This window comes from Microbacterium sp. SD291 (assembly GCF_017355365.1).
GTDB lineage: Bacteria > Actinomycetota > Actinomycetes > Actinomycetales > Microbacteriaceae > Microbacterium.
In genome coordinates this window covers 78,809-99,193 of sequence record NZ_JADIJR010000012.1, presented here as the reverse complement: position 1 = coordinate 99,193, position 20,385 = coordinate 78,809, and the positions used below count along the sequence as shown (strand labels likewise).

The following is a 20,385-nucleotide window of genomic DNA, read 5'->3' as shown; positions in this document are numbered from 1 at the left end:
TCAGGCTCCGGCTCGGACGAACGGCGCGATCTCGACGCCGGCGCGCTGCAGCATCCGCTTCGTCTCCGCGGCCATCGCGACCGACCCGGGGCTGTCGCCGTGCACGCAGATGGACTGGGCCTCGACCCGCACGTCGGTGCCGTCGACGGCGCGGATGACGCCCTCCTCGGCGAGGCGGACCATGCGCTCGGCGACGGCAGCCGGGTCGTGCAGCACGGCGCCCTCCTGCGTGCGCGAGACGAGCTGGCCGTCCGGCTGGTAGGCGCGATCGGCGAACGCCTCGGCGGCGACCTGGAGTCCCGCGCGTTCCGCGACCTCGAGCACGACGCCGCCGGCGAGACCGAGGAGCACCAGGCGCGGGTCGATGGCCCTGATCGCCGCGACCACGTCGGCCGCCTGCCGCTCGTCGCGGGCGATCGTGTTGTACAGCGCACCGTGCGGCTTGACGTACGCGATCGAGCCGCCCACGGCGCCGGCGAGGCCCGCGAGCGCGCCGAGCTGGTACTCGACGTGGGCCTGCAGCGTCGCCGAGTCGATCTCGACGTTCGTGCGGCCGAAGTTCTCGTAGTCGCGGTAGCCCGGGTGCGCGCCGATCACGACACCGTTGCGAACAGCGGCTGCGAGTGTGTCCCTGATGCCCTCGGGGCTGCCCGCGTGGAACCCGCACGACACGTTGGCGCTGGTCACGATCTCGAGCATGGCCGCGTCGTCGCCGACGATGCGGTCCGGCACGTTCTCGCCGAGATCGGAGTTCAGGTCGATCGTCGCCATGTCAGGCTCCCGTCCCGAGGAAGGCGAAGATCGGAACCACCGAGACCGCACCCATGTACCAGGTCAGTGCGGTCACCACGGTGCCGGCGATGAGCAGCCACAGCGGGTACTTCTTCGTGCCGAGCAGGTCGCGGCGGAACCAGCCGATGTAAATGAACACGGTGAGGCCGATCGGCAGGATCAGGCCGTTGAAGCCGCCGACGAACACCAGGATCGCGGCCGGCGCCGTCCCGATCGACAGGTACACGATGAGCGAGACGACGATGAAGATCACTGTGGCCCACTGCAGCGACCAGCCTCCGAGGAAGCGCCTGTGGAATGTGGAGAGGAAGCTCGCCGAGGTGTAGGCGGCGCCGATGACCGAGCTGATCGCGGCGGCCCAGAAGATCGCGCCGAAGAGGCGGATGCCTGCCTCGCCGAGCACGGCTCCGAACGCCTGACCTGCGGGGTTGGCCGCGTTCGTGGTGAGGTCGAGCGTCACGCCGGAGGCGACGACGCCGAGGATCGCGAGGAACAGCACGTACCGCATGATGCCGGTGACGAAGATGCCGTTCGCGGCCGCCCGCATCACCGGAGCAGCGTACTCCGGGCCCACATGCCCCGAGGCGAGGTAGCGGTGCGCGCCCGAGTAGGTGATGTATCCGCCGACGGTGCCGCCCACGATCGTCGTGATCGTGGCGAAGTTCAGCTGATCGGGGAGGACCGTCTGGCGGAAGGCGTCGCCGACCGGCGGCTGGGCGATGAACGCGACCACGACCGTCATCACGATCATGCCGATGCCCAGGATCACGAGGACGACGTCCATCACGGGGCCCGCCTTCTTCACGAGGAAGATGATGATCGCGAGCGCCGCGGTGAGCAGCCCGCCGAGCTTCGTGTCGATGCCGAGAAGGGCGTTCAGGCCCAGCCCGCCGCCGGCGATGTTGCCGATGTTGAAGGCGAGCCCGCCGATGATGACGAGCACGGCGATGACATAGCCGGAGAACGGGATGGCGCTGTTGGCCAGCTCGCCGGCGCGCTTTCCGGATGAGGTGATCATGCGCCAGACGTTCAGCTGCACGGCGATGTCGATGAGCACCGAGACCAGGATGGCGAACGCGAACGCCGCCCCCATGGTCGCGGTGAACGTGGCGGTCTGGGTGATGAAACCCGGACCGATGGCGGAGGTGGCCATCAGGAAGATCGCGCCGATCACGGCGCTGCGGCCCGCGCGCTTCTTCGCGGTCGCGATGCGTGCCTCGTCCTCGGGACTGACGGCAGCGGGGGTCTGCTCGGACATAGGGGGTTCCCATCCTCGTTGGTGGGTGGCGGATTGTTGAGACTGAGTGTAGAACAGTATCGCCTGAATTGTTCAACAATTTTTCACGCATGGGCGCCGGAGGCCGCGGCATCCGGCCTAGCATGAAGGCATGAACCACCAGGGCGTGCTCGCCGACGTGCTGCGTCAGCGCATCATCGACGGCGACTTCGCGCCGGGATCGAGGCTGTCGGAATCCGCCCTGGCCGATCAGTTCGAGGTCTCCCGCAACACCCTCCGAGAGGCGTTCCGCGTGCTCGCGGAGCAGGGTCTCGTCGAGCACATCCCGCATCGCGGGGTGTCGGTGGCCTCGCCGACGATCGCCGACGTGATCGACATCTACCGGGCCCGCCGGGTGATCGAGTGCACCGCCCTGCGGCAGTCGGAGCCGGAGCATCCGGCGGTGCAGCTGATGCACGACGCGCTGGCCGAGGCGGAGGAGCAGGTGCCGCAAGAGGACTGGCGTCGCGTGGGCAGCGCGAACATGGCGTTCCACGGCGCGATCGTCGCCCTCGCGGACAGCCCTCGGCTCGCACGCACGTATCGCGACGTCGCCGCCGAGCTGCGCCTGGTGTTCCTCGAGATCGACGACCCTCGGTCACTGCACGAGCCGTTCGTGCGCAAGAACCGCGCCGTGCTCACCGCGCTGCTCGAACGGGGTCCCGCCGCCGCGGCGGACGAGCTGGAGCGCTATCTCACGGCATCCGAGCGCACCGTGCTGGGGGCCTTCTCCCGCATGGGCCGCTCCTGACCCCCGACCTCCGGCCAGACGCACCGCCACCTTCGGCCAGGCCCGCAGGTCGCATTTCTGACCTGAGTGCAGAAAGCGCCCGGCACGCCGCCGCGTCTCTTGACCCCGGGTAAACAGCGCGGTTACCGTGAGCGAGCTTCGGCACGATCGGTGGAGCAAAGACGCCCACCCCTCGCTCCGGAGTCCGCCCGCCGACTAGGCGAGCGGATCGCTCAGATCGAGAAGGATCACTGTTTTGCGACTCACGAGAACACTCGCGCTCGCCGCCACCGCGGCAGCCGCACTCTGCATGGGCACGGTCATCCCCGCTGCCGCCGCAGCCCCCGCTCCCGGCAACGGCGACGCGCCCTCCTACCAGGAGTTCGCGGCGTCCACCTACCGGGACGTCGACGGCAGCTACATCGTCAACGGAGACGAGGTGATCGCGACCCAGGGCGATCTGCGCGCCTTCTACGAGCAGCTCGTCGGCCCGGACACGCACACCGACGGCCTCATCGTCAACACCGTCAACGGCGCCGACGACAAGTGGTCGGCATCGCAGGTGGGCAACCTCACCTACTGCGTCAGCACGAAGTTCGGCACCCGTCACGCCGACGTCGTGAGCGCGATGGCCAGCGGCGCAGCGCTCTGGGAGTCCGCGTCCTCGAAGATCGACTTCGTCCACGTCAGCAGCGCCGACGGCAACTGCACGACGCGCAACAAGTCGGTCCTGTTCTCGGTCGAGCCCGTGCAGACCTCGCAGTACATCGCCAGGGCGTTCTTCCCGAGCTCCCCCGACCGCCAGCAGAACGTGCTGATCGACGACTCGATCTGGACCTCGGGCTCCTGGACGCCGACGAACATCATCGGCCACGAGCTCGGTCACGTCCTCGGCTTCCGTCACGAGCACACGCGCCCCGAATCGGGCACCTGCTTCGAGGACAGCAACTGGCGTCCGCTGACGCCGTACGACTCCTCGTCGATCATGCACTACCCGCAGTGCAACGGCTCGTCCGACGACCTGTCGATGACGAGCGCCGACCGCGCAGGCGTCGTCGCACTCTACGGGAACTGACACCCGCCATCAGGATCAGCGGGGCCCGGTCGCGAGCGATCGGGCCCCGTCCGCGTCCTCGACGCGGCCCTGGGCGTCGTCACGCGCTCGCGCGCACCACCAGCTCGGTCGGCAGGATCGTCACGCGCTCGGCATCCCGGCCGGCGAGCACGTCCAGCAGCACGGATGCCATCGCCTCTCCCTGCGCGTACATCGGCTGCCTGATCGTGGTGAGCGCCGGATCCACGGCCACCGCGACCTGCGAGTCGTCGAAGCCGATCATGGCGACGTCATCCGGCACCCGCACCCCGGCACCCCGGAGCACGCGGAGCACGCCCCTGGCCATCAGGTCGCTCGCGACGAAGATCGCGTCGGGAAGCTCGGCGCCGCCGGAGAGCAGCCGGCGCGCGGCCTCCGCTCCGCCCTCCTCCGTGAAGCCGCCGTCGATCTCGGCCGCCGGCTGGAGCCCCGCACCGGCGAGCGCCTCACGAAAGCCCTGCACGCGGTCGACGGCTGCCGGCATCGTGAGCGAGCCGGAGACGGTGGCGATCCTGCGGTGACCGCGGTCGATCAGGTGCTGCGCGGCCATCCGCCCGCCCAGCACGTTGTCCACGTCGACCACGTAGTCCCCCGGACGCGCCTGCACCGGCCGCCCGCCGAACACCACCGGCACCGCCTCGGCGATCCGGTCGACGAACGAGTCGCTGGTGTGGTGCGAGACGATGATCGCACCGTCGACGGCTCCGTTGCGCACGAACGACGTCATCTTCGCCCCCGGATCGTCACTGGCGATCAGCAGGTTGAGGACGTAGTCGGAGCGGGTGAGGCGTGCGCTGATTCCGGCCACGATCGCGGCGAAGAACGGGTCGCCGAAGAAGCGAGTGGTATCCTCTGGCACGACCAGCGCGATCGCGTTGGTCTGCCTGCTCGCGAGACTCCGGGCCGCCCGGTTCGGCACGTAGTTGAGACGGCTGATCGCGTCCTGCACCGCGGCGAGCGCCTCCGGGCTCACCGATGACGAGCCGTTCACGACTCTGGAGACCGTCGACCGGGAGACACCAGCGGCCGCCGCGACCTCTTCGATCGTCGGTCTCGTCATGCGTGCTCCCCATCGTCCTTCGAATCGCTCAGATGACTGGATTCAGGCCCAGGATACGGTCATTCGCGCGATTCGAAACCCGCGGATGACTCAGACGGCACGGGCTGCGATGATCCGAGCGTACTCGAGGCCCGAGTCCTTCACGATGCGCTCCTGAGTGTCGTACTCGACGCGCACGATCCCGAAGCGCTTCTCGTATCCCCACGCCCACTCGTAGTTGTCGAGCAGCGACCAGTAGAAGTAGCCGCGCACGTCGACGCCGGCATCGATCGCGTCGCGCACAGCGGCGACGTGGGAGACCAGGAACCCGGTGCGCTCGGCATCCGGCACCGTGTCGCCCTCACGGACGTCGTCGTAGGCCGCGCCGTTCTCGGTGACGTACAGCGGGACGTCACCGGCGTACTCGTCGGCGACGCGGCGGAGCAGGCGGGTGAGCCCCTCGGGCTGCACCTCCCACCCCATGCCGGTGCGTGGCAGTCCCCGCTCGACCCAGTGCACGCCCTCGGCCGCCGGCCACGGCGACCTCGTCGGCCTGTCCGTCGGGGCATCGCCTCCGGGCGGCTCCTCCTCCGGTGCCGTCCCCGAGAGCATCTCGCCGTGGTAGTAGTTCACGCCGAGTGCGTCGAGCGGGGCCGAGATCGCCTCGAGGTCGCCGGGGAGCACCGCCTGCTCCCAGCGGGCGACCGCCGCGGCATCCACCTTGCGGATGTCGCGGATGACGTCGTCGGGGTAGACGCCGCGGAAGATCGGGTCGAGGAACCAGCGGTTGAACTGGCCGTCGATGCGCCGCGCGGCGTCGAGGTCGGCCGGCGCCTCCGGATCGGCGGGGTCCGCCACCGTGAGGTTCAGCGTCACCCCGAGATCGAGCGACTCGTCACGGCGGCGCAGCTCCTGCACGGTCGTGCCGTGGGCGAGGAGCAGGTGGTGCGCCGCCAGCATCCCGTCGCCGACGTCCATCCGGCCGGGCGCGTGGATGCCCGCCGTGTAGGAGAGGAACGACGAGCACCACGGCTCGTTGAGCGTCGTCCAGTTGCGGACCCGGTCGCCGAGGGCGTCGTGCATCGTGCCGGCGTGCTCGAGGAAGCGGTCGACCGTGTCGCGATCGGTCCAGCCGCCCTTCTCCTCGAGCGCCTGCGGCATGTCCCAGTGATAGAGCGTGAGCCACGGCAGGATGCCGGCGCCGAGCAGCTCGTCCACCAGCCGCTCGTAGAAGTCGACGCCCGCGGGGTTCACCGCTGCGCCGTCCGGCCGCACCCGCGACCAGGAGGTGGAGAAGCGGTACGTCTGCAGACCGAGGTCCTTCATCAGCGCGACGTCCTGCGGGAAGCGGTGGTAGTGGTCGCACGCCACGTCGCCGTGGTCACCGTTGATCACGGCACCGGGCACGCGCGCGAACGCATCCCAGATCGACGCCGTCCTGCCGTCTTCGAAGGCCGCGCCCTCGATCTGATACGCGGCTGTGGCAGCACCGAACAGGAAATCCTGGGGGAAGGCGCGGGTCATACGGGTCATCCTTTCACCGCGCCCTGCATGATGCCACTGACCAGCTGCCTGCCGGCCACCGCGAACAGCAGCAGCAGCGGGATGGTCGAGAGCAGCACTCCTGCGAGCACGATCGAGTAGTCGACGAAGTGGTTCGACTGGAGCAGCGAGAGCGCCACCGGGAGGGTCGGGTCCTGGCGGTCGAGCACGATGAACGGCCAGAAGAAGTTGTTCCAGCTCGAGACGAACGTGAACAGCGCCAGCATGGCCGCTGCGGGGCGGGCGGCGGGGAGACCGATCGTCCAGAACGTGCGGAACGAGGATGCTCCGTCCATGCGGGCGGCCTCGATCAGCTCGTCCGGCACCGCCTGGGTGAGGTACTGCGTCATCCAGAACACGCCGAACGCGCTGGTGAGGGCGGGGATGATCACGGCGCCGGTGCTGCCGGTCCAGCCGAGCTCGCTGAACAGCACGTACAGCGGCACCACGCCGAGCTGGGTGGGCACGGCCATGGTTCCGACGACGAACGCCAGCAGCCAGCCGCGGCCCTTGAACTTCAGCTTCGCGAACGCCCAGCCGGCGAGCGTGGAGAAGAAGACGACGGATGCCGCGATCAGTGCCGACGTGTAGATCGAGTTCCACAGCGCCCGCCAGAAGTTCACCGCCGGGTCGTTCATGACGGCGATCGCGTTCGCCCAGAAGTTGCCGCCTGGGATCCACGACATGTTCGGGTCGCGGATCGTGTACGCGTCGCCGGAGCCGATCAGGAACGACCAGTAGAAGGGGAACACGCTGCCGAGCAGCACGATGCCGAGCAGCCCGTAGACGACCCAGCCGGGGCGGGTCCCGCGCACGCGGCGGGTGCGCGGCCGGCGCTCCCCTCGGGACGCCGATTCGTCGTCGGATGCCGGGGCCGCGGCATCCGTCCTGTCGATCACGGTCATGATCTCTTCCCTTCTCCGCGCACCAGCGCTCGGGTGACGAGCAGGTTGATCGCGCCGATCACGAGCACGATGACGAACAGGATCCAGGCGAGCGCAGAGGCTCGGCCGAAGTTCCACTCGCCCCAGCCGATGTTGTAGAGGTACAGCGTGATCGTCAGCCACTGACTGTTCGACCCGCCCGTGCCGTACTGGTCGTACATGCGCGGCTCGTCGAAGATCTGCAGACCGCCGATCGTCGAGGTGATGATCACGAAGATCAGGGTGGGGCGAAGGCTCGGCAGCGTGATGGCGAAGAACTGGCGCACCTTGCCTGCGCCGTCCACCGTCGCCGCCTCGTAGTAGTCACGCGGGATGGCCTGCATCGCGGCCAGCAGGATGAGTGTGTTGTAGCCGGTCCAGCGGAAGTTCACCATCGTCGCGATGGCCATGTGGCTGGCGAAGGCGTTCGAATGCCAGTTCACGGGGCCGGCGCCGACGTGCGCGAGGAGCGTGTTGATGAGTCCGTACTTGTCGCCGAACAGGTTCGAGAAGATGAGGGCGACGGCGACGGGGGCGACGACGTAGGGGATGAGCACGCCCATCCGCCAGAAGGTCTTGGCGCGGATGTTCTGGTCGAGCAGCGCCGCGATGACGACGGCCGCGATGAGCTGCGGGACGCTCGACAGCAGGAAGATGCTGAACGTGTTGCGCAGCGCGATCCAGAACTTCGGCTGGCTCAGCACGTACGCGTACTGGTCGAACCCGATGAAGGTGCCGGAGCCGCGCACCTGGTCCCAGTCCATGAACGAGATCACGGCGGTGTACGCGATCGGGAAGAGCCCGACGACCACGAACAGCAGGAAGAAGGGGGAGATGTAGAGGTAGGGCGAGAGCTTGAAGTCCCAGCGCGAGAGGCGCTGGCCGAAGCCGAGGCGCCTGGCGGGAGCTGCGGATGCTGTGGTCATGTCAGTCCTCGGGTCGGTCCGGCCCCTCCGCTGGCGGAGGGGCCGGACGGGTTCGCTACTTGATCGCGTCGACCTCGGAGACCCACTGCGTCCAGGAGGTGCCCGCATCCTGCGTGCCCTCCTCGACGCGGGTCAGCGCCTTCTGCATCGCGTCGTTGATCTGGAAGTAGAACTCGCCCTTGAACGGCGAGACCGTGACGGCCTGCGCGCGCTCGGAGAGGATCTGACCGGTGGGCGCGCCCGTGAAGAACTCGTTGGTGGCGCCGAGCAGCGTCTCGTCGGTGAGGGCGTCGTTCTGGCTCGGGAAGGTGCCGGCGTTCTCGAACGCCTTGACCTGCTGCGCGGGGTCGGTCAGCCAGTCGGCGAGCTCCTGCGCCGCGGCGACGTTCTCGCCGTTCGCGGGAACCGTCAGGTACGAGCCGCCCCAGTTGCCGCCGCCGTCGGGGAACGTGTTCGCGATGTCCCATCCGGTGACGCCCTCGGCGTTGCCCTCGATCACGCCGAGCATCCAGCCGGGGCAGAGCATCGTCGCGAAGGCGCCGTTGGAGAGCCCCGCGAACCAGTCGTCGGACCACTGGCCGAGGTGCGCGGACTGCGTGGCGGATGCCGTGAGCACCTGGTCGTAGATGTCCTTGACCTCGTCGTTGCCGGTGGCGATGATGTCGCCGGAGTCCGGGTCCTCGTATGCGGCCTCGACCTGGTTGATCATGCCCTGGTAGGTGCCGCCGGCGGAGTCGAAGAACGCCTTGCCGGTCGCGGCGGTGTACTCCGCGCCGAGGTCGAAGTAGGTGGCCCAGTCGCCCTCGAGGAGTGCGGCGACCTCTTCGCGGTCGGTGGGAAGGCCTGCGGCGGCGAACAGGTCGCTGCGGTAGCAGACGCCCTCGGGGCCGATGTCGGTGCCGTACCCGATCAGGTTGCCGTCCTTGTCGGTGGCGGCGCTCGTCTTCCAGTCGAGCCAGCGGTCCTTGAGCGCCTCGTCGACCGGGGCGAGCAGGTCGGCGTACTGCATGACCTCGGGCAGCCAGTCGACCTCGATCGCCTCGATGTCGGCGAGGCCGGTCTTGCCGAGCTTCTGGAAGTAGTTCTCGCGGGCCTCGTTGCTGGTGGCCGCGCGGTTGTGCACGATCGTCACGTTCGGGTGCTCGTCCATGTACTCCTGGAGGAGCTCGTCGGTGTAGCCGAAGTCGTTGAAGGTCGCGACGGTCAGCGTGATCTCGGCATCCGGATCGGCGGGGCCGGCGTCGGCGGACGCGCAGCCGGCGAGGGCGATGGCGGTGGCGGATGCCGCGGCGGCTGTCGCCAGGATCCGATTGCGGGCACGTGTGTTCACGGTTCACTCCTTTGTGCAGGTCGTGCTGTGGATGAAGGGTCTTGCGCAGTTCGTGGGAGCGCTCCCACGATTGATGAGTCACTCTATGGGAGCGCTCCCACGAAAGTCAAGCGCAGGTCGAGGCGACGATTCACGGAGGGGAGGACGATCAGCGGATTGATCGGCCGCAGAACTCCGCGATCCGTCATCGTGTCCGCAGATCGTCACGACCCGATTCGGATGCCGCGTCGGCGCGTAACCTTGACCAGTGCCCGAAGCCGCTCTCTCCCCTGCCCTCGCCCGCGCCGAATCACTGATCCGCTCCATCCCTGACTACCCGCAGCAGGGGATCGTCTTCCGCGACATCACGCCGCTGCTCGCCGACGCGGAGGCGATGAGGGTGACGACAGAGGCGATCATCGCGCCGTTCGAGGGGCGGTTCGACGTGGTCGCCGGCATCGAAGCGCGCGGGTTCCTCCTCGCCGGAGCAGCCGCGATCGCCGCCGGCGTCGGCCTGGTCCCGATCCGCAAGGCCGGCAAGCTGCCGCGGCCCACGGCATCCGTCGACTACGCCCTGGAGTACGGCACCGCGACGATCGAGATGCACGACGACCTGCCGGCGGGCTCTCGCGTGCTGCTGATCGACGACGTGCTCGCCACGGGAGGCACGCTCGCCGCCGGACGCGAGATCGTCGAGCACCTCGGCAGTCACGTGATCGGCATCTCGGTCCTGTTCGAGATCGACGGCCTCGGCGGCCGCGACGCCGTCGGCGACCTGCACACCGTCTTCCACGCCTGACCCAAGACCGTCTGTTTGCGTCAGACGCATGTTCCGCGGGGTCGTGAGCATGCGTTCGGCGCAAACAGACGGGCTTGTGACGGGGGGAAGGCGGGGCGCGGCGGGACGGTAGACTGGACGCGCCCGTCCGCCCGCGACTTCCGGAGCCGTTCATGCCCACCATCGTCGTCGACGTCATGCCCAAGCCCGAACTGCTCGACCCGCAGGGGAAGGCCGTCTCCGGCGCCTTCACCCGTCTGGGCGTCGAGGGCTTCACCGATGTCCGCATCGGCAAGCGCTTCGAGCTCACCGTCGAGGGCGAGGTCACCGACGAGGTTCTCGCCGAGGTCACGCGCATCGCCGATGAGGTGCTCTCCAACTCCGTGATCGAGGACGTCGTCGGCATCGAGGTCGTCGGATGACCGTCCGCATCGGGGTCATCACCTGGCCCGGCTCGCTCGACGATCGCGACGCGCAGCGCGCCGTCCGCCTCGCGGGCGCCGAGGCGGTCGCCCTGTGGCACGGCTCGCACGATCTCGAGGGAGTCGACGCGCTCGTGCTCCCCGGCGGGTTCAGTTACGGCGACTACCTGCGCGCCGGCGCGATCGCGGCACTCTCCCCGATCATGGCCGAGGTGAAGGACGCCGCAGCCTCGGGCATGCCGATCCTCGGCATCTGCAACGGATTCCAGATGCTCGTCGAGGCGCACCTGCTGCCCGGCGGCCTGATCCGCAACGACCATCAGCACTTCGTGCGGCGCGACCAGAAGCTCACGGTCGAGAACTCCGACACCGCGTGGACGAACGCGTTCCGCACCGGCCAGGAGATCGTGATCCCGCTGAAGAACGCCGACGGCGGCTACATCGCCGACGAGCAGACGCTCGACCGTCTCGAAGGAGAGGGCCTCGTCGCCTTCCGCTACTCCGGCGTGAACCCGAACGGGTCGCTGCGCGACATCGCGGGCATCACCAACGAGGCCGGCAACGTGGTGGGCCTGATGCCGCACCCCGAGCACGCCACCGAACCCGGCTTCGGCCCCGACACGGATGCCGCGATGCGCAGCGGTGTCGACGGACTCGGCTTCTTCGAGAGCGCGGTCGCCGCGGTCGTCCGCGTCGCCGCGTAGATCCCCGTTCCAGGCGGAGACCGGTATTCCGGCGCGCCATCTGCGGATTCGCGGATCGAGGTTTCCGCGCACCCCTGAATTGCGTTACGACCTGTTCACTCAGCTCCGCTCGCGTGCTATTTTTGCGTCGTCGTGCTCGGCGATCCCGAGCCAGCGCACAAAGGAGTGAACGTGAGACGACGTACCCGCGGCATCATTGCCGCAGCAGCATCCGGAGCGACAGTCATCGCCGGCGCCATGATGGTCCCGCCCGCGATGGCCGCCCCCTCAGGCGACGGCCCCACCGCCGACGGATCCTCGGCCCAGCGGTCCGACAACCGGCCGGGCCCGCTGACCGAACGCCAGAACGAACGGCGAAAGGCCGCGCAGCGGCTGATCCTCTCGGGCCAGGCCTCGCCGAACGAAGACGGCGTCGTCGCGCTGAACGCCGAGGGCGACAAGTACTATCAGGCCGCGGTCACCGGCACCGGCAGGCTGTTCACCATCCTCGCCGAGTTCGGCGAGCAGGGCAGCGGCAAGCTCGGCACGGTCCCCGGGCCTCTGCACAACGAGATCCCGCAGCCGGATCGCGCCGTGAACAACAGCACGCACTGGCAGAGCGACTTCAACCAGGCGTACTACACCGATCTGTTCTTCGGCGCAGGCGAGTCGTTCGCCGACTTCTACACGAAGCAGTCCGCGGGCGCCTACACGGTCGACGGCACCGTCAGCGACTGGGTGAAGGTGCCGGGCAACGCTTCGACCTACGGCGACAACACAGTCGAGGACTTCGGCGGCTCCTGGCAGTTCGTCGCGGACTCCGCCGATGCCTGGTATCAGGCGCAGGTCGACGCCGGCCGCTCGGCCGAGGAGATCCTCGCCGAGCTGCAGACGTTCGACGTGTGGGATCGCTACGACCACGACAACGACGGCGACTTCGACGAGGCCGACGGCTACATCGACCACTTCCAGGCCGTGCACGCCGGTGAGGGCGAGGACGCCGGCGGCGGGCTCCAGGGCGAGGACGCGATCTGGTCGCACCGGTGGTACGTGAACTCCACCGACTACGGCGTGACCGGCCCGTCCGGCGCGGAGTTCGGCGGCACCCAGATCGGCACGAGCGGCATCTGGATCGGCGACTACACGATCGAGCCGGAGAACGGCGGGCTGGGCGTGTTCGCCCACGAGTACGCCCACGACCTCGGCCTGCCCGATTTCTACGACACCAACGGCGGCGAGAACTCGAGCGCGTTCTGGACCCTGATGTCCAGCGGCTCGTGGCTCGGCGACGGCACCGAGGACATCGGCACGACCCCGAACTACATGGGGCCGTGGGAGAAGCTGCAGCTCGGCTGGCTCGACTACAGCGTCGTGAGCCCAGGCGAGGGCGGCGAGTACACGCTGAGCCCCGCCGCCCGCCAGGTGGACGGTCAGGAGCAGGCGCTCGTCGTCGACGTCCCCGACGTCACGACGACCTCCACGGTCGTCGACCTCGCCGGCGGACACGCCTGGTGGACGTCGAGTGCGGATGACCTGAACACGACGCTCACCCGCGAGCTCGACCTGAGCGGGGTGCGCAGCGCCACGGTCACGGCCAAGTCCTGGTACGACATCGAGGCAGGCTACGACTACCTGTACGCCGAGTACTCCACGAACGGCGGCGCCGACTGGACGCAGGCGGGCAAGCCGCTCAGCGACACCTCCAGCGGCCGCTGGACGACGCTGCGCTACTCGGTTCCGGGTGGCAGCGCCGACACGCTGTTCCGCTTCCGCTACCAGAGCGACGGCGGCGTGCACCTCGCCGGCGCGTTCCTCGACGACATCGTCGTGAAGAGCGGCGGCACCACGCTGCTCAGCGACGACGCCGAGGGCGGCGACAACGGCTGGACGGCCGCGGGCGGCTTCACGCTGAGCGACGGCACGTCGACCTCGTCGGGCGACCAGTACTACCTCGCCGAGAACCGCACGTACGTCGACTACGACGCCACCCTGCAGACCGGTCCGTACCAGTTCAGCGAGGGCATCACGCGCCCGGACTGGGTGGAGCACTTCCCGTTCCAGGACGGCATGGTGGTCTGGGCCGTCGACGAGTCATATGGCGACAACAACACGATCGACCACCTCGGCCACGGCCTGGCGCTGCCGGTCGATGCCAACCCGGTGCCGATCACCTACTCCGACGGGACGAAGCCGAGCAACCGGCGCCAGCCCTTCGACGCCGCGTTCGGCCTGAACCCGCTCGACTCGGTCTCCCTGCACAAGCAGGTGCTGGTCGGCAAGGGCAAGAGCCAGACCGTCGAGACGCTGGCGGCGACCTCGACGCCGGGCATGCAGAAGGCGACGTTCGACGACTCCGACACGCATGCGTTCTACGACGAGTCGAACCCGCTCGCGGGCGTCCTGGTCGCCGGGCACGGCGTGGTCATCACGGTGACCAGCCAGACCACCGGAGGGATCATGACGGTCGTGGTGAACAACCCGGCGGAGTGATCGCCTCACCCTGAGAAGCAGTTCGGGCCCGTCTCCCTCGAAGGGAGCGGGCCCGAATCGCGTGCGGCGACGTCAGATCCCGACCGGCGGCCAGACGCCGATCAGAACGGCCATCACGAGCACCGTGACCAGCTCGTGCGCGATGTTGAGCGTCGTGAGCTTCGTCGAGCGGCCCTCGAACGCGTCGTGCGTGATGAACCGTGCGGCGGTGAAACCGGCCCACAGGGTCACGGCGGTGACGATCGCGCCCCACAGGAACGATCCGCCGTAGAAGTGCCACGCGATGGCGGATGCTCCGGCGAGCACCCATGCCGTGACGAAGCTCACCAGGATGGTGGTGATGATCGCCATCGCCGGGTTGCCGGACGGATTGTCGAGGTCGACGTCCGCCAGCCTCGCCCAGCGCTTGCCGAACACGCCTCGCGCGTACCAGACCGAGCCGACGAGCATGCTCGATGCGGTCGCCAGCAGTACCGCCCAGTAGTTGATCTCAGGAACCATGACAGCCTCCACTCATCGGATGCGGTCAGGATACTCCCGGTTGCAACAGCGACGCCTGCACTGCTGCCGACACGCCAGCCGAACCGATTCGATCCTTACCCTGGCAGGAATGTAAGCGTTTACAGTAGCCTGTTCCCATGGCACAGCTTGAGCAGATCGCAGCCCCCGGTTCCGAGTGGTGGCGCAGCGCGGTCATCTACCAGATCTACCCCCGCTCGTTCGCCGACGCGTCCGGCGACGGCATCGGCGACCTGCCGGGCATCACCAGCCGGCTCGATTCGCTCCGAGATCTCGGCATCGACGCGATCTGGCTGAGTCCGTTCATGACCAGCCCGCAGAAGGATGCCGGCTACGACGTCGCCGACTACCGTGACGTCGACCCGCTCTTCGGCACCCTCGCCGACTTCGACGAGATGCTCGCCGAGGCGCACACCCGCGGCATCCGCGTCATCGTCGACCTCGTCCCCAACCACTCCTCCGACCAGCATGTCTGGTTCCAGGAGGCACTGAAGGCGGGACCTGGCAGCCCCGAGCGCGCCCGCTACGTCTTCCGCGACGGCAAGGGGAAGAACGGCGAGCTCCCGCCGAACAACTGGGAGTCCGTCTTCGGCGGCGGCATGTGGGAGCGCGTCGTCGAGGCCGACGGCGCTCCCGGCCAGTGGTACCTGCACATCTTCGACCCCACGCAGCCCGACTTCGACTGGACGAACGAGGAGGTCAAGGAGGAGTTCCGCTCGATCCTGCGCTTCTGGCTCGACCGCGGCGTCGACGGGTTCCGGGTCGACGTCGCGCACGGCATGGTCAAGGAGGCGGGTCTCCCCGACTACGCGCCGGTGGCTGACGCCGACTCGATGGGCGGCGGCGAGGAGAACGTGCCGTACTGGGGCCAGAACGACGTGCACGACATCTACCGCGACTGGCACGAGCTGCTCGCCGAGTACGACGGCGACCGCGCGCTGTGCGGCGAGGCGTGGCTTCCGACGCTCAAGAAGACGGCTCTCTGGGTGCGTCCAGACGAGATGCACCAGACCTTCAACTTCCCGTACCTGATGACCCCGTGGGACGCGAAGGCGCTCGGCGACGTCATCCGCGAGTCCCTCGACGAGTTCGGCAAGGTCGGGGCCCCGAGCACCTGGGTGCTCTCGAACCACGACGTCGTGCGCCACGCCTCGCGTCTCGCGCTCACCGCCGACAACCCCCAGGGCGAGGGCATCGGCCCGGAGACTCCCAGCAAGCCGGACACGAAGATCGGCCTCGCTCGCGCCCGCGCGGCTACCATGCTGATGCTCGCGCTTCCCGGCTCCGCGTACCTGTACCAGGGCGAGGAGCTCGGCCTCCCGGAGGCGATGGAGATCCCCGACGAGTTCCGTCAGGACCCGACCTGGTTCCGCACGAACGGCGAGCGCTACGGGCGCGACGGATGCCGCGTGCCGCTGCCGTGGGAGGCGGATGCTCCGGCGTTCGGCTTCAACGGCACCGGTCTGTCGTGGCTGCCGCAGCCGGCAGAGTGGGCGACGTACGCGCGCGACACCGAGACCGCCGACGAGTCGTCGACGCTGTCGCTCTACAAGCGGCTGCTGAGCGCACGTCGCGAGCGCGGTTTCGGCTCAGGCTCGCTGGTGTGGGAGGACGCGGGGAAGGATGCCGTGGCATTCCGCCGCGGCGACGTGCACGTGCTCGCGAACCTCGGCACGAAGCCCCTGCCGCTGCCGGCCGGCGCGACCGTGGTGCTCGCGAGCCAGTCGTTCACCGGCGCCGCGGTGCCGGTCGACACGGCCGTGTGGTACACGACGGCCTGAGCCGCTCATGACCACGAGCCGACACGCTCCGCATGAGACTTCACGCCGCACGTGGTGTCTCATGCGGGGCGTGACGGCTCAGACCCGAGAAGAGAGAAGTCATGGCGAGCATCGATGAGGTCGCCCGGCTCGCCGGAGTCTCCACCGCGACGGTCTCCCGCGCGCTGAGCGGGCGAGGGCAGGTCTCGGAGTCCGCACGCGAGCGCGTGAAGGCGGCGGCGCAGTCGCTCGGCTACGTGGTGTCGTCGCGCGCGTCGAGTCTCGCCTCCGGTCGCACCCGCAACATCGGCGTCGTCGTGCCGTTCCTCGACCGCTGGTTCTTCAGCACCGTGCTCTCCGGCGTCTCCGCGGCGCTGATGCGCGAGGGCTACGACATCACGCTGTACAACATCACCGCCGACAAGGACGTGCGCCGTCACGTGTTCGACACGTTCCTGCGCCGCCAGCGGGTGGATGCCGTGATCGCCGTGTCCATCGAGCTCGACGAGGACGAGACGCAGTACCTGCTCGACCTCGGGCTCCCGGTGATCGCGATCGGCGGTCCGAACCCGAAGCTCGACACCCTCACGGTCGACGACGTCGCGGTGGCCCAGCTCGCCACCGAGCACCTGATCGGACTCGGGCACCGCGACATCGCGCACATCGGCGCGAACCCCGAGTTCGACATCGACTTCCACATCCCGACGAACCGGCGACTCGGCTTCGAGAAGGCGCTCGCGAAGGCCGGAATCCCGCTGAACCCGGCGTTCCTCGAACCGGCCGACTTCACGGTCGAGGGCGGCTACCGCGCGGCCAAGCAGCTGCTCGGCCGACCGGGCCCCCGCCCGACGGCCGTGTTCGCGGCATCCGACGAGATGGCGATCGGCGCGCTCCTCGCCGCCCGCGACCTCGGCTTCGGCGTGCCGGAGGAACTCTCCATCGTCGGCATCGACGGTCACGAGCTCGGCGAGTTCTTCCGCCTCACCACCGTCGACCAGTTCCCGCTCGGTCAGGGCGAGCGGGCAGCGGATGCCGTGCTCGCGAAGCTCACGGAGGATGGGTCGACCCGCGCCCCTATCGCGCTGCCGTACGAGCTGAACGTCCGCGGGACGACCGCCAGGGTGTGATTCGGCCGGATCGGGCCCGCGTCACGGTTCTCCCTCGACAACGGCATCCGATGCGCCATACTGATCCGCATGGATTCGCTCAACGTCTTCGTGCTCTCAGCCGGCGACGGGCTCTGGACCTGGGCGGTGCTGCCGATCCTCGTGGTTCTCGGCCTGTACTTCACCGCCCGATCTGGCGTGGTGCAGTTCCGGCTGATCCCGGAGATGTTCCGCACGCTCACGAACAAGACGCCGCTGCGCGACGACGGCGAGCCGCAGTCGGTCTCGGCGTTCCAGGCGTTCACGATCTCGGCGGCATCCCGCGTCGGAGTCGGCAACATCGCCGGCGTCGGCACCGCGATCGCGATCGGCGGACCCGGTGCGGTGTTCTGGATGTGGACGATGGCCTTCATCGGCGGGGCCTCGAGTTTCATCGAGTCGACGCTGGGCCAGGCCTTCAAGGTCCGCGACAAGGACGGATTCCGCGGCGGTCCCGCCTACTACATGCAGTACGGCCTGAAGGCCCGCTGGATGGGCATCATCTTCGCCGTCGTGCTGATCCTCTGCTTCCCGCTGTCGTTCAACTCCCTGCAGGCGAACACCATCAGCGCCACGATCTCGTCCAGCTTCGGCGGTGAGGTCGGCTGGATCCCCTGGGTGGTCGGCGGCGTCCTCGCGGTGCTCACCTCGCTCGTGATCTTCGGCGGCGTCCGCCGGATCGCCTCGTTCTCGCAGGCGATCGTGCCCCTGATGGCGCTGCTGTACCTGATCGTCGGAATCGTGATCGTGGGCCTGCACATCGAGCGGCTGCCCGAGGTCTTCGCCTCGATCTACACGCAGGCGTGGGGCACGCAGGAGGTGGCCGGCGGCACGATCGGCGCGATCATCATGGTGGGTGCGAAGCGCGGCATGTTCTCCAACGAGGCGGGTCTCGGGTCCGCCCCGAACGCCGGCGCGACCGCCGCCGTGACCCACCCCGTCAAGCAGGGCCTCGTGCAGACCCTCGGCGTGTACTTCGACACCTTCCTGGTCTGCTCGATCACGGCGTTCATCGTGCTGGTGGCGACGCCGGACCTCGCGAACGCCGAGCGCGGCATCGCCCTCACGCAGAACGCCATGGTGGACTCGCTCGGCTCCTGGTCGAACGTGCTGCTGAGCGTGATCATCTTCCTGCTGGCGTTCAGCTCGATCCTCGGCAACTACTACTACGGCGAGTCCAACATCGAGTTCATCAACTCGAAGCCCGCGGTGCTCACCGCGTTCCGGGTCGTCGTCGTGGCCGTCGTGTTCCTGGGGTCCATCGCCTCGGCCGACCTGATCTGGAACACCGCTGACGGGATCATGGGGGTCATGGCGATCATCAACCTGATCGCGATCGCGCTCCTCTCCGGCATCGCGTTCAAGCTGCTGAAGGACTACTCCGATCAACGCCGCGCAGGACTCGACCCCGTCTTCACGAGGGCGCGGATGCCGGAGGTGACCGGCATCCAGTGCTGGGAGGACGAGCGCAGCGTGACGGGCGCGATCCCGCTCGCCGGGCGCGAGGGCGTGAAGCGCGGCTGACCTGCCACAGGCGGGAGCGGATCGATGAGCGGCGACGACCGGCGACTCGGCATCGTCCTGCGTGATATCGCGCTGGCCGAGCCTGTGCCGTCGCCGACGCTGCGCGAGCGCGGGCTGACAGACGATCTCCCCGAGCTCGCGGCGCTGGCGGGAACCCCGCAGGACCCTCGGTGGCATCCGGAGGGCGACGTGCTCGTGCACTCGCTGTGGGCGGCCGACCTCGCGGCCGCGCACGCCGTGCGGCACGAGCTCGATGAAGAGCGAAGAGAGCGGCTCGTGATCGCGGCGCTGTTCCACGATGTCGGCAAGCCGGACACCACACGCCGTCAGGGCGACCGCATCACCTCGCACGGCCACGCCGAGCGCGGCGCCGAGCTGTTCCGGGCGATGGGCCGCCGGCTCGGGCTGCCGCGTCCGCTCACCACGGCGGTGGCGGCCATCATCGAGACGCACATGACCCATCACTCGGTGCAGGGCGCGCCGAGCCCGCGAGCGGTGCGCCGGCTGCGGGAGCGGCTCGAGGCGTCAGGCACGTCCCTCGACGACTGGGCGATCGTGGTGCGCTGCGACGGCGAGGCGCGGGGGCCGGCCGCGCGTCCGGACGCATCGGAGCCGTGGCTGCGGGTGGCCCGCGGTCTCGACGGCTGACCGAGGCGCTGCAGACCCCCTTCCGCCGAGACTGAACACCTGTTTATACTTCTGAACATGCGTTCAGCATCGGAGGATCTCACGACCCGCGCGCGGATCCGCGACGCGGCGATCGGATGCTTCGCCCGGCGTGGGTTCGACGGCACGACGCTCCGGCAGATCGCCGGCGAGGCGCACGTGAGCGCCGCACTGATCGTGCACCACTTCGGCAGCAAGGACGCGCTCCGCGACGCCTGCGACGCGCACGTCGTCGCGACCTTCATGGGCGACAAGGCGGCCCTCGCCGGCACCGCCGCGGCCGACATGATGCGCGCCGCGCTCGACTCGCCCGCCCGCTACGCACCGCTGCTGGAGTACCTGACGCGGATGCTGGTGGACTCGTCCCCGGCATCCGATCACCTGTTCGACGCCTTCGTCGCCGGCACCAGGGACATGCTCGAGCAGCAGATCGCCGAAGGGATGATGCGCCCGCAGGACGATCTCGACGTCATCGCGGTGTACGTGACGCTCTACGGCCTCGGCCCGGTGCTCCTCCAGCGTCATCTGGCGAGGGCGTTCGGCGAGGAGGGCCTGACCACCGCCGTGATGGAGCGGTCCACCCTGCCGGTGCTCGAGATGTTCACCCACGGCCTCTACACCGACGACCGTCTGCTGGTAGCCGCCCGCGAAGCGCTGCGGCGCCGGAGCGGTCCCCGCTCGGACAAGGGCGAGAACGACCCGAATCAGGACCCGGATCCGCCGCGCTGACGCGTGCTCCGTGACCTGATCGTTCTCGACCTGAAAGGA

General features: G+C 68.8%; 19 protein-coding genes. 11 read left to right on the top strand and 8 right to left on the bottom strand.

The window, feature by feature from the left end:
- Complete coding sequence (locus IPV10_RS09100; protein WP_207482976.1) at positions 1–771, bottom strand: LamB/YcsF family protein; 771 nt, start codon at positions 769–771, stop codon at positions 1–3.
- Between the two features lies 1 nt (position 772).
- Positions 773–2,050 (bottom strand): NRAMP family divalent metal transporter, encoded by a 1,278-nt coding sequence (locus IPV10_RS09095; RefSeq protein WP_207482974.1) that lies wholly within the window; start codon positions 2,048–2,050, stop codon positions 773–775.
- Between the two features lie 130 nt (positions 2,051–2,180).
- Here IPV10_RS09095 and IPV10_RS09090 point away from each other — a divergent pair, with 130 nt between their 5' ends.
- On the top strand, positions 2,181–2,819 hold the full coding sequence (locus IPV10_RS09090) for a GntR family transcriptional regulator (protein WP_207482972.1): 639 nt from the start codon (positions 2,181–2,183) through the stop codon (positions 2,817–2,819).
- 235 nt (positions 2,820–3,054) lie between these two features.
- On the top strand, positions 3,055–3,873 hold the full coding sequence (locus IPV10_RS09085) for a M57 family metalloprotease (RefSeq protein ID WP_207482970.1): 819 nt from the start codon (positions 3,055–3,057) through the stop codon (positions 3,871–3,873).
- A gap of 79 nt (positions 3,874–3,952) precedes the next feature.
- Here the strand turns inward: IPV10_RS09085 and IPV10_RS09080 are convergent, their stop codons facing one another.
- The 5 genes from IPV10_RS09080 to IPV10_RS09060 all read right to left on the bottom strand — a co-directional run bounded on the left by IPV10_RS09080 (position 3,953) and on the right by IPV10_RS09060 (position 9,651).
- Positions 3,953–4,951, bottom strand: coding sequence for a LacI family DNA-binding transcriptional regulator (locus IPV10_RS09080; protein WP_207482968.1), 999 nt, complete (start codon positions 4,949–4,951; stop codon positions 3,953–3,955).
- Positions 4,952–5,041: 90 nt separating this feature from the next.
- Positions 5,042–6,463: a GH1 family beta-glucosidase gene (locus IPV10_RS09075; RefSeq protein WP_374192226.1), complete on the bottom strand. Its 1,422-nt coding sequence runs from the start codon at positions 6,461–6,463 to the stop codon at positions 5,042–5,044.
- Positions 6,460–7,377 (bottom strand): carbohydrate ABC transporter permease, encoded by a 918-nt coding sequence (locus tag IPV10_RS09070; RefSeq protein ID WP_207482965.1) that lies wholly within the window; start codon positions 7,375–7,377, stop codon positions 6,460–6,462. Before IPV10_RS09070 ends, IPV10_RS09075 begins: the two co-directional genes overlap by 4 nt.
- Positions 7,374–8,321 (bottom strand): carbohydrate ABC transporter permease, encoded by a 948-nt coding sequence (locus IPV10_RS09065; RefSeq protein ID WP_207482963.1) that lies wholly within the window; start codon positions 8,319–8,321, stop codon positions 7,374–7,376. The genes IPV10_RS09070 and IPV10_RS09065 overlap by 4 nt, the downstream gene beginning before the upstream one ends.
- Positions 8,322–8,376: 55 nt before the next feature.
- Positions 8,377–9,651: an ABC transporter substrate-binding protein gene (locus IPV10_RS09060; protein ID WP_207482961.1), complete on the bottom strand. Its 1,275-nt coding sequence runs from the start codon at positions 9,649–9,651 to the stop codon at positions 8,377–8,379.
- 247 nt (positions 9,652–9,898) lie between these two features.
- Here IPV10_RS09060 and IPV10_RS09055 point away from each other — a divergent pair, with 247 nt between their 5' ends.
- The 4 genes from IPV10_RS09055 (at position 9,899) to IPV10_RS09040 (ending at position 14,003) form a co-directional block, all read left to right on the top strand.
- Positions 9,899–10,429 carry an adenine phosphoribosyltransferase gene (locus IPV10_RS09055; RefSeq protein ID WP_207482959.1) on the top strand — a complete coding sequence of 177 codons (531 nt, stop codon included), beginning with the start codon at positions 9,899–9,901 and terminating at the stop codon, positions 10,427–10,429.
- Positions 10,430–10,581: 152 nt separating this feature from the next.
- Positions 10,582–10,830, top strand: a complete 249-nt coding sequence (gene purS / locus IPV10_RS09050) for a phosphoribosylformylglycinamidine synthase subunit PurS (RefSeq protein WP_207482956.1) — start codon at positions 10,582–10,584, stop codon at positions 10,828–10,830.
- Positions 10,827–11,534, top strand: coding sequence for a phosphoribosylformylglycinamidine synthase subunit PurQ (gene purQ, locus IPV10_RS09045; protein WP_207482954.1), 708 nt, complete (start codon positions 10,827–10,829; stop codon positions 11,532–11,534). The genes purS and purQ overlap by 4 nt, the downstream gene beginning before the upstream one ends.
- Before the next feature lie 171 nt (positions 11,535–11,705).
- Positions 11,706–14,003, top strand: a complete 2,298-nt coding sequence (locus IPV10_RS09040; RefSeq protein ID WP_307861093.1) for an immune inhibitor A domain-containing protein — start codon at positions 11,706–11,708, stop codon at positions 14,001–14,003.
- 72 nt (positions 14,004–14,075) lie between these two features.
- On the opposite strand, the gene IPV10_RS09035 is transcribed toward IPV10_RS09040, so the two are convergent.
- Complete coding sequence (locus IPV10_RS09035; RefSeq protein WP_207482952.1) at positions 14,076–14,504, bottom strand: DUF1761 domain-containing protein; 429 nt, start codon at positions 14,502–14,504, stop codon at positions 14,076–14,078.
- 137 nt (positions 14,505–14,641) lie between these two features.
- On the opposite strand from IPV10_RS09035, the gene IPV10_RS09030 reads away from it, so the two are divergent.
- The 5 genes from IPV10_RS09030 to IPV10_RS09010 all read left to right on the top strand — a co-directional run bounded on the left by IPV10_RS09030 (position 14,642) and on the right by IPV10_RS09010 (position 20,346).
- A complete protein-coding gene (locus tag IPV10_RS09030; protein ID WP_207482950.1) occupies positions 14,642–16,303 on the top strand; it encodes a glycoside hydrolase family 13 protein in 1,662 nt (553 codons plus the stop codon).
- Between the two features lie 101 nt (positions 16,304–16,404).
- A complete protein-coding gene (locus tag IPV10_RS09025) occupies positions 16,405–17,409 on the top strand; it encodes a LacI family DNA-binding transcriptional regulator (protein ID WP_207482948.1) in 1,005 nt (334 codons plus the stop codon).
- 69 nt (positions 17,410–17,478) lie between these two features.
- Positions 17,479–18,951, top strand: a complete 1,473-nt coding sequence (locus IPV10_RS09020; protein ID WP_207482946.1) for a sodium:alanine symporter family protein — start codon at positions 17,479–17,481, stop codon at positions 18,949–18,951.
- A 24-nt stretch (positions 18,952–18,975) separates the two neighbouring features.
- A complete protein-coding gene (locus IPV10_RS09015; protein WP_207482944.1) occupies positions 18,976–19,599 on the top strand; it encodes an HD domain-containing protein in 624 nt (207 codons plus the stop codon).
- Between the two features lie 57 nt (positions 19,600–19,656).
- Positions 19,657–20,346: a TetR family transcriptional regulator gene (locus IPV10_RS09010; RefSeq protein ID WP_207482942.1), complete on the top strand. Its 690-nt coding sequence runs from the start codon at positions 19,657–19,659 to the stop codon at positions 20,344–20,346.
- The last annotated feature ends 39 nt before the right edge of the window (positions 20,347–20,385 follow it).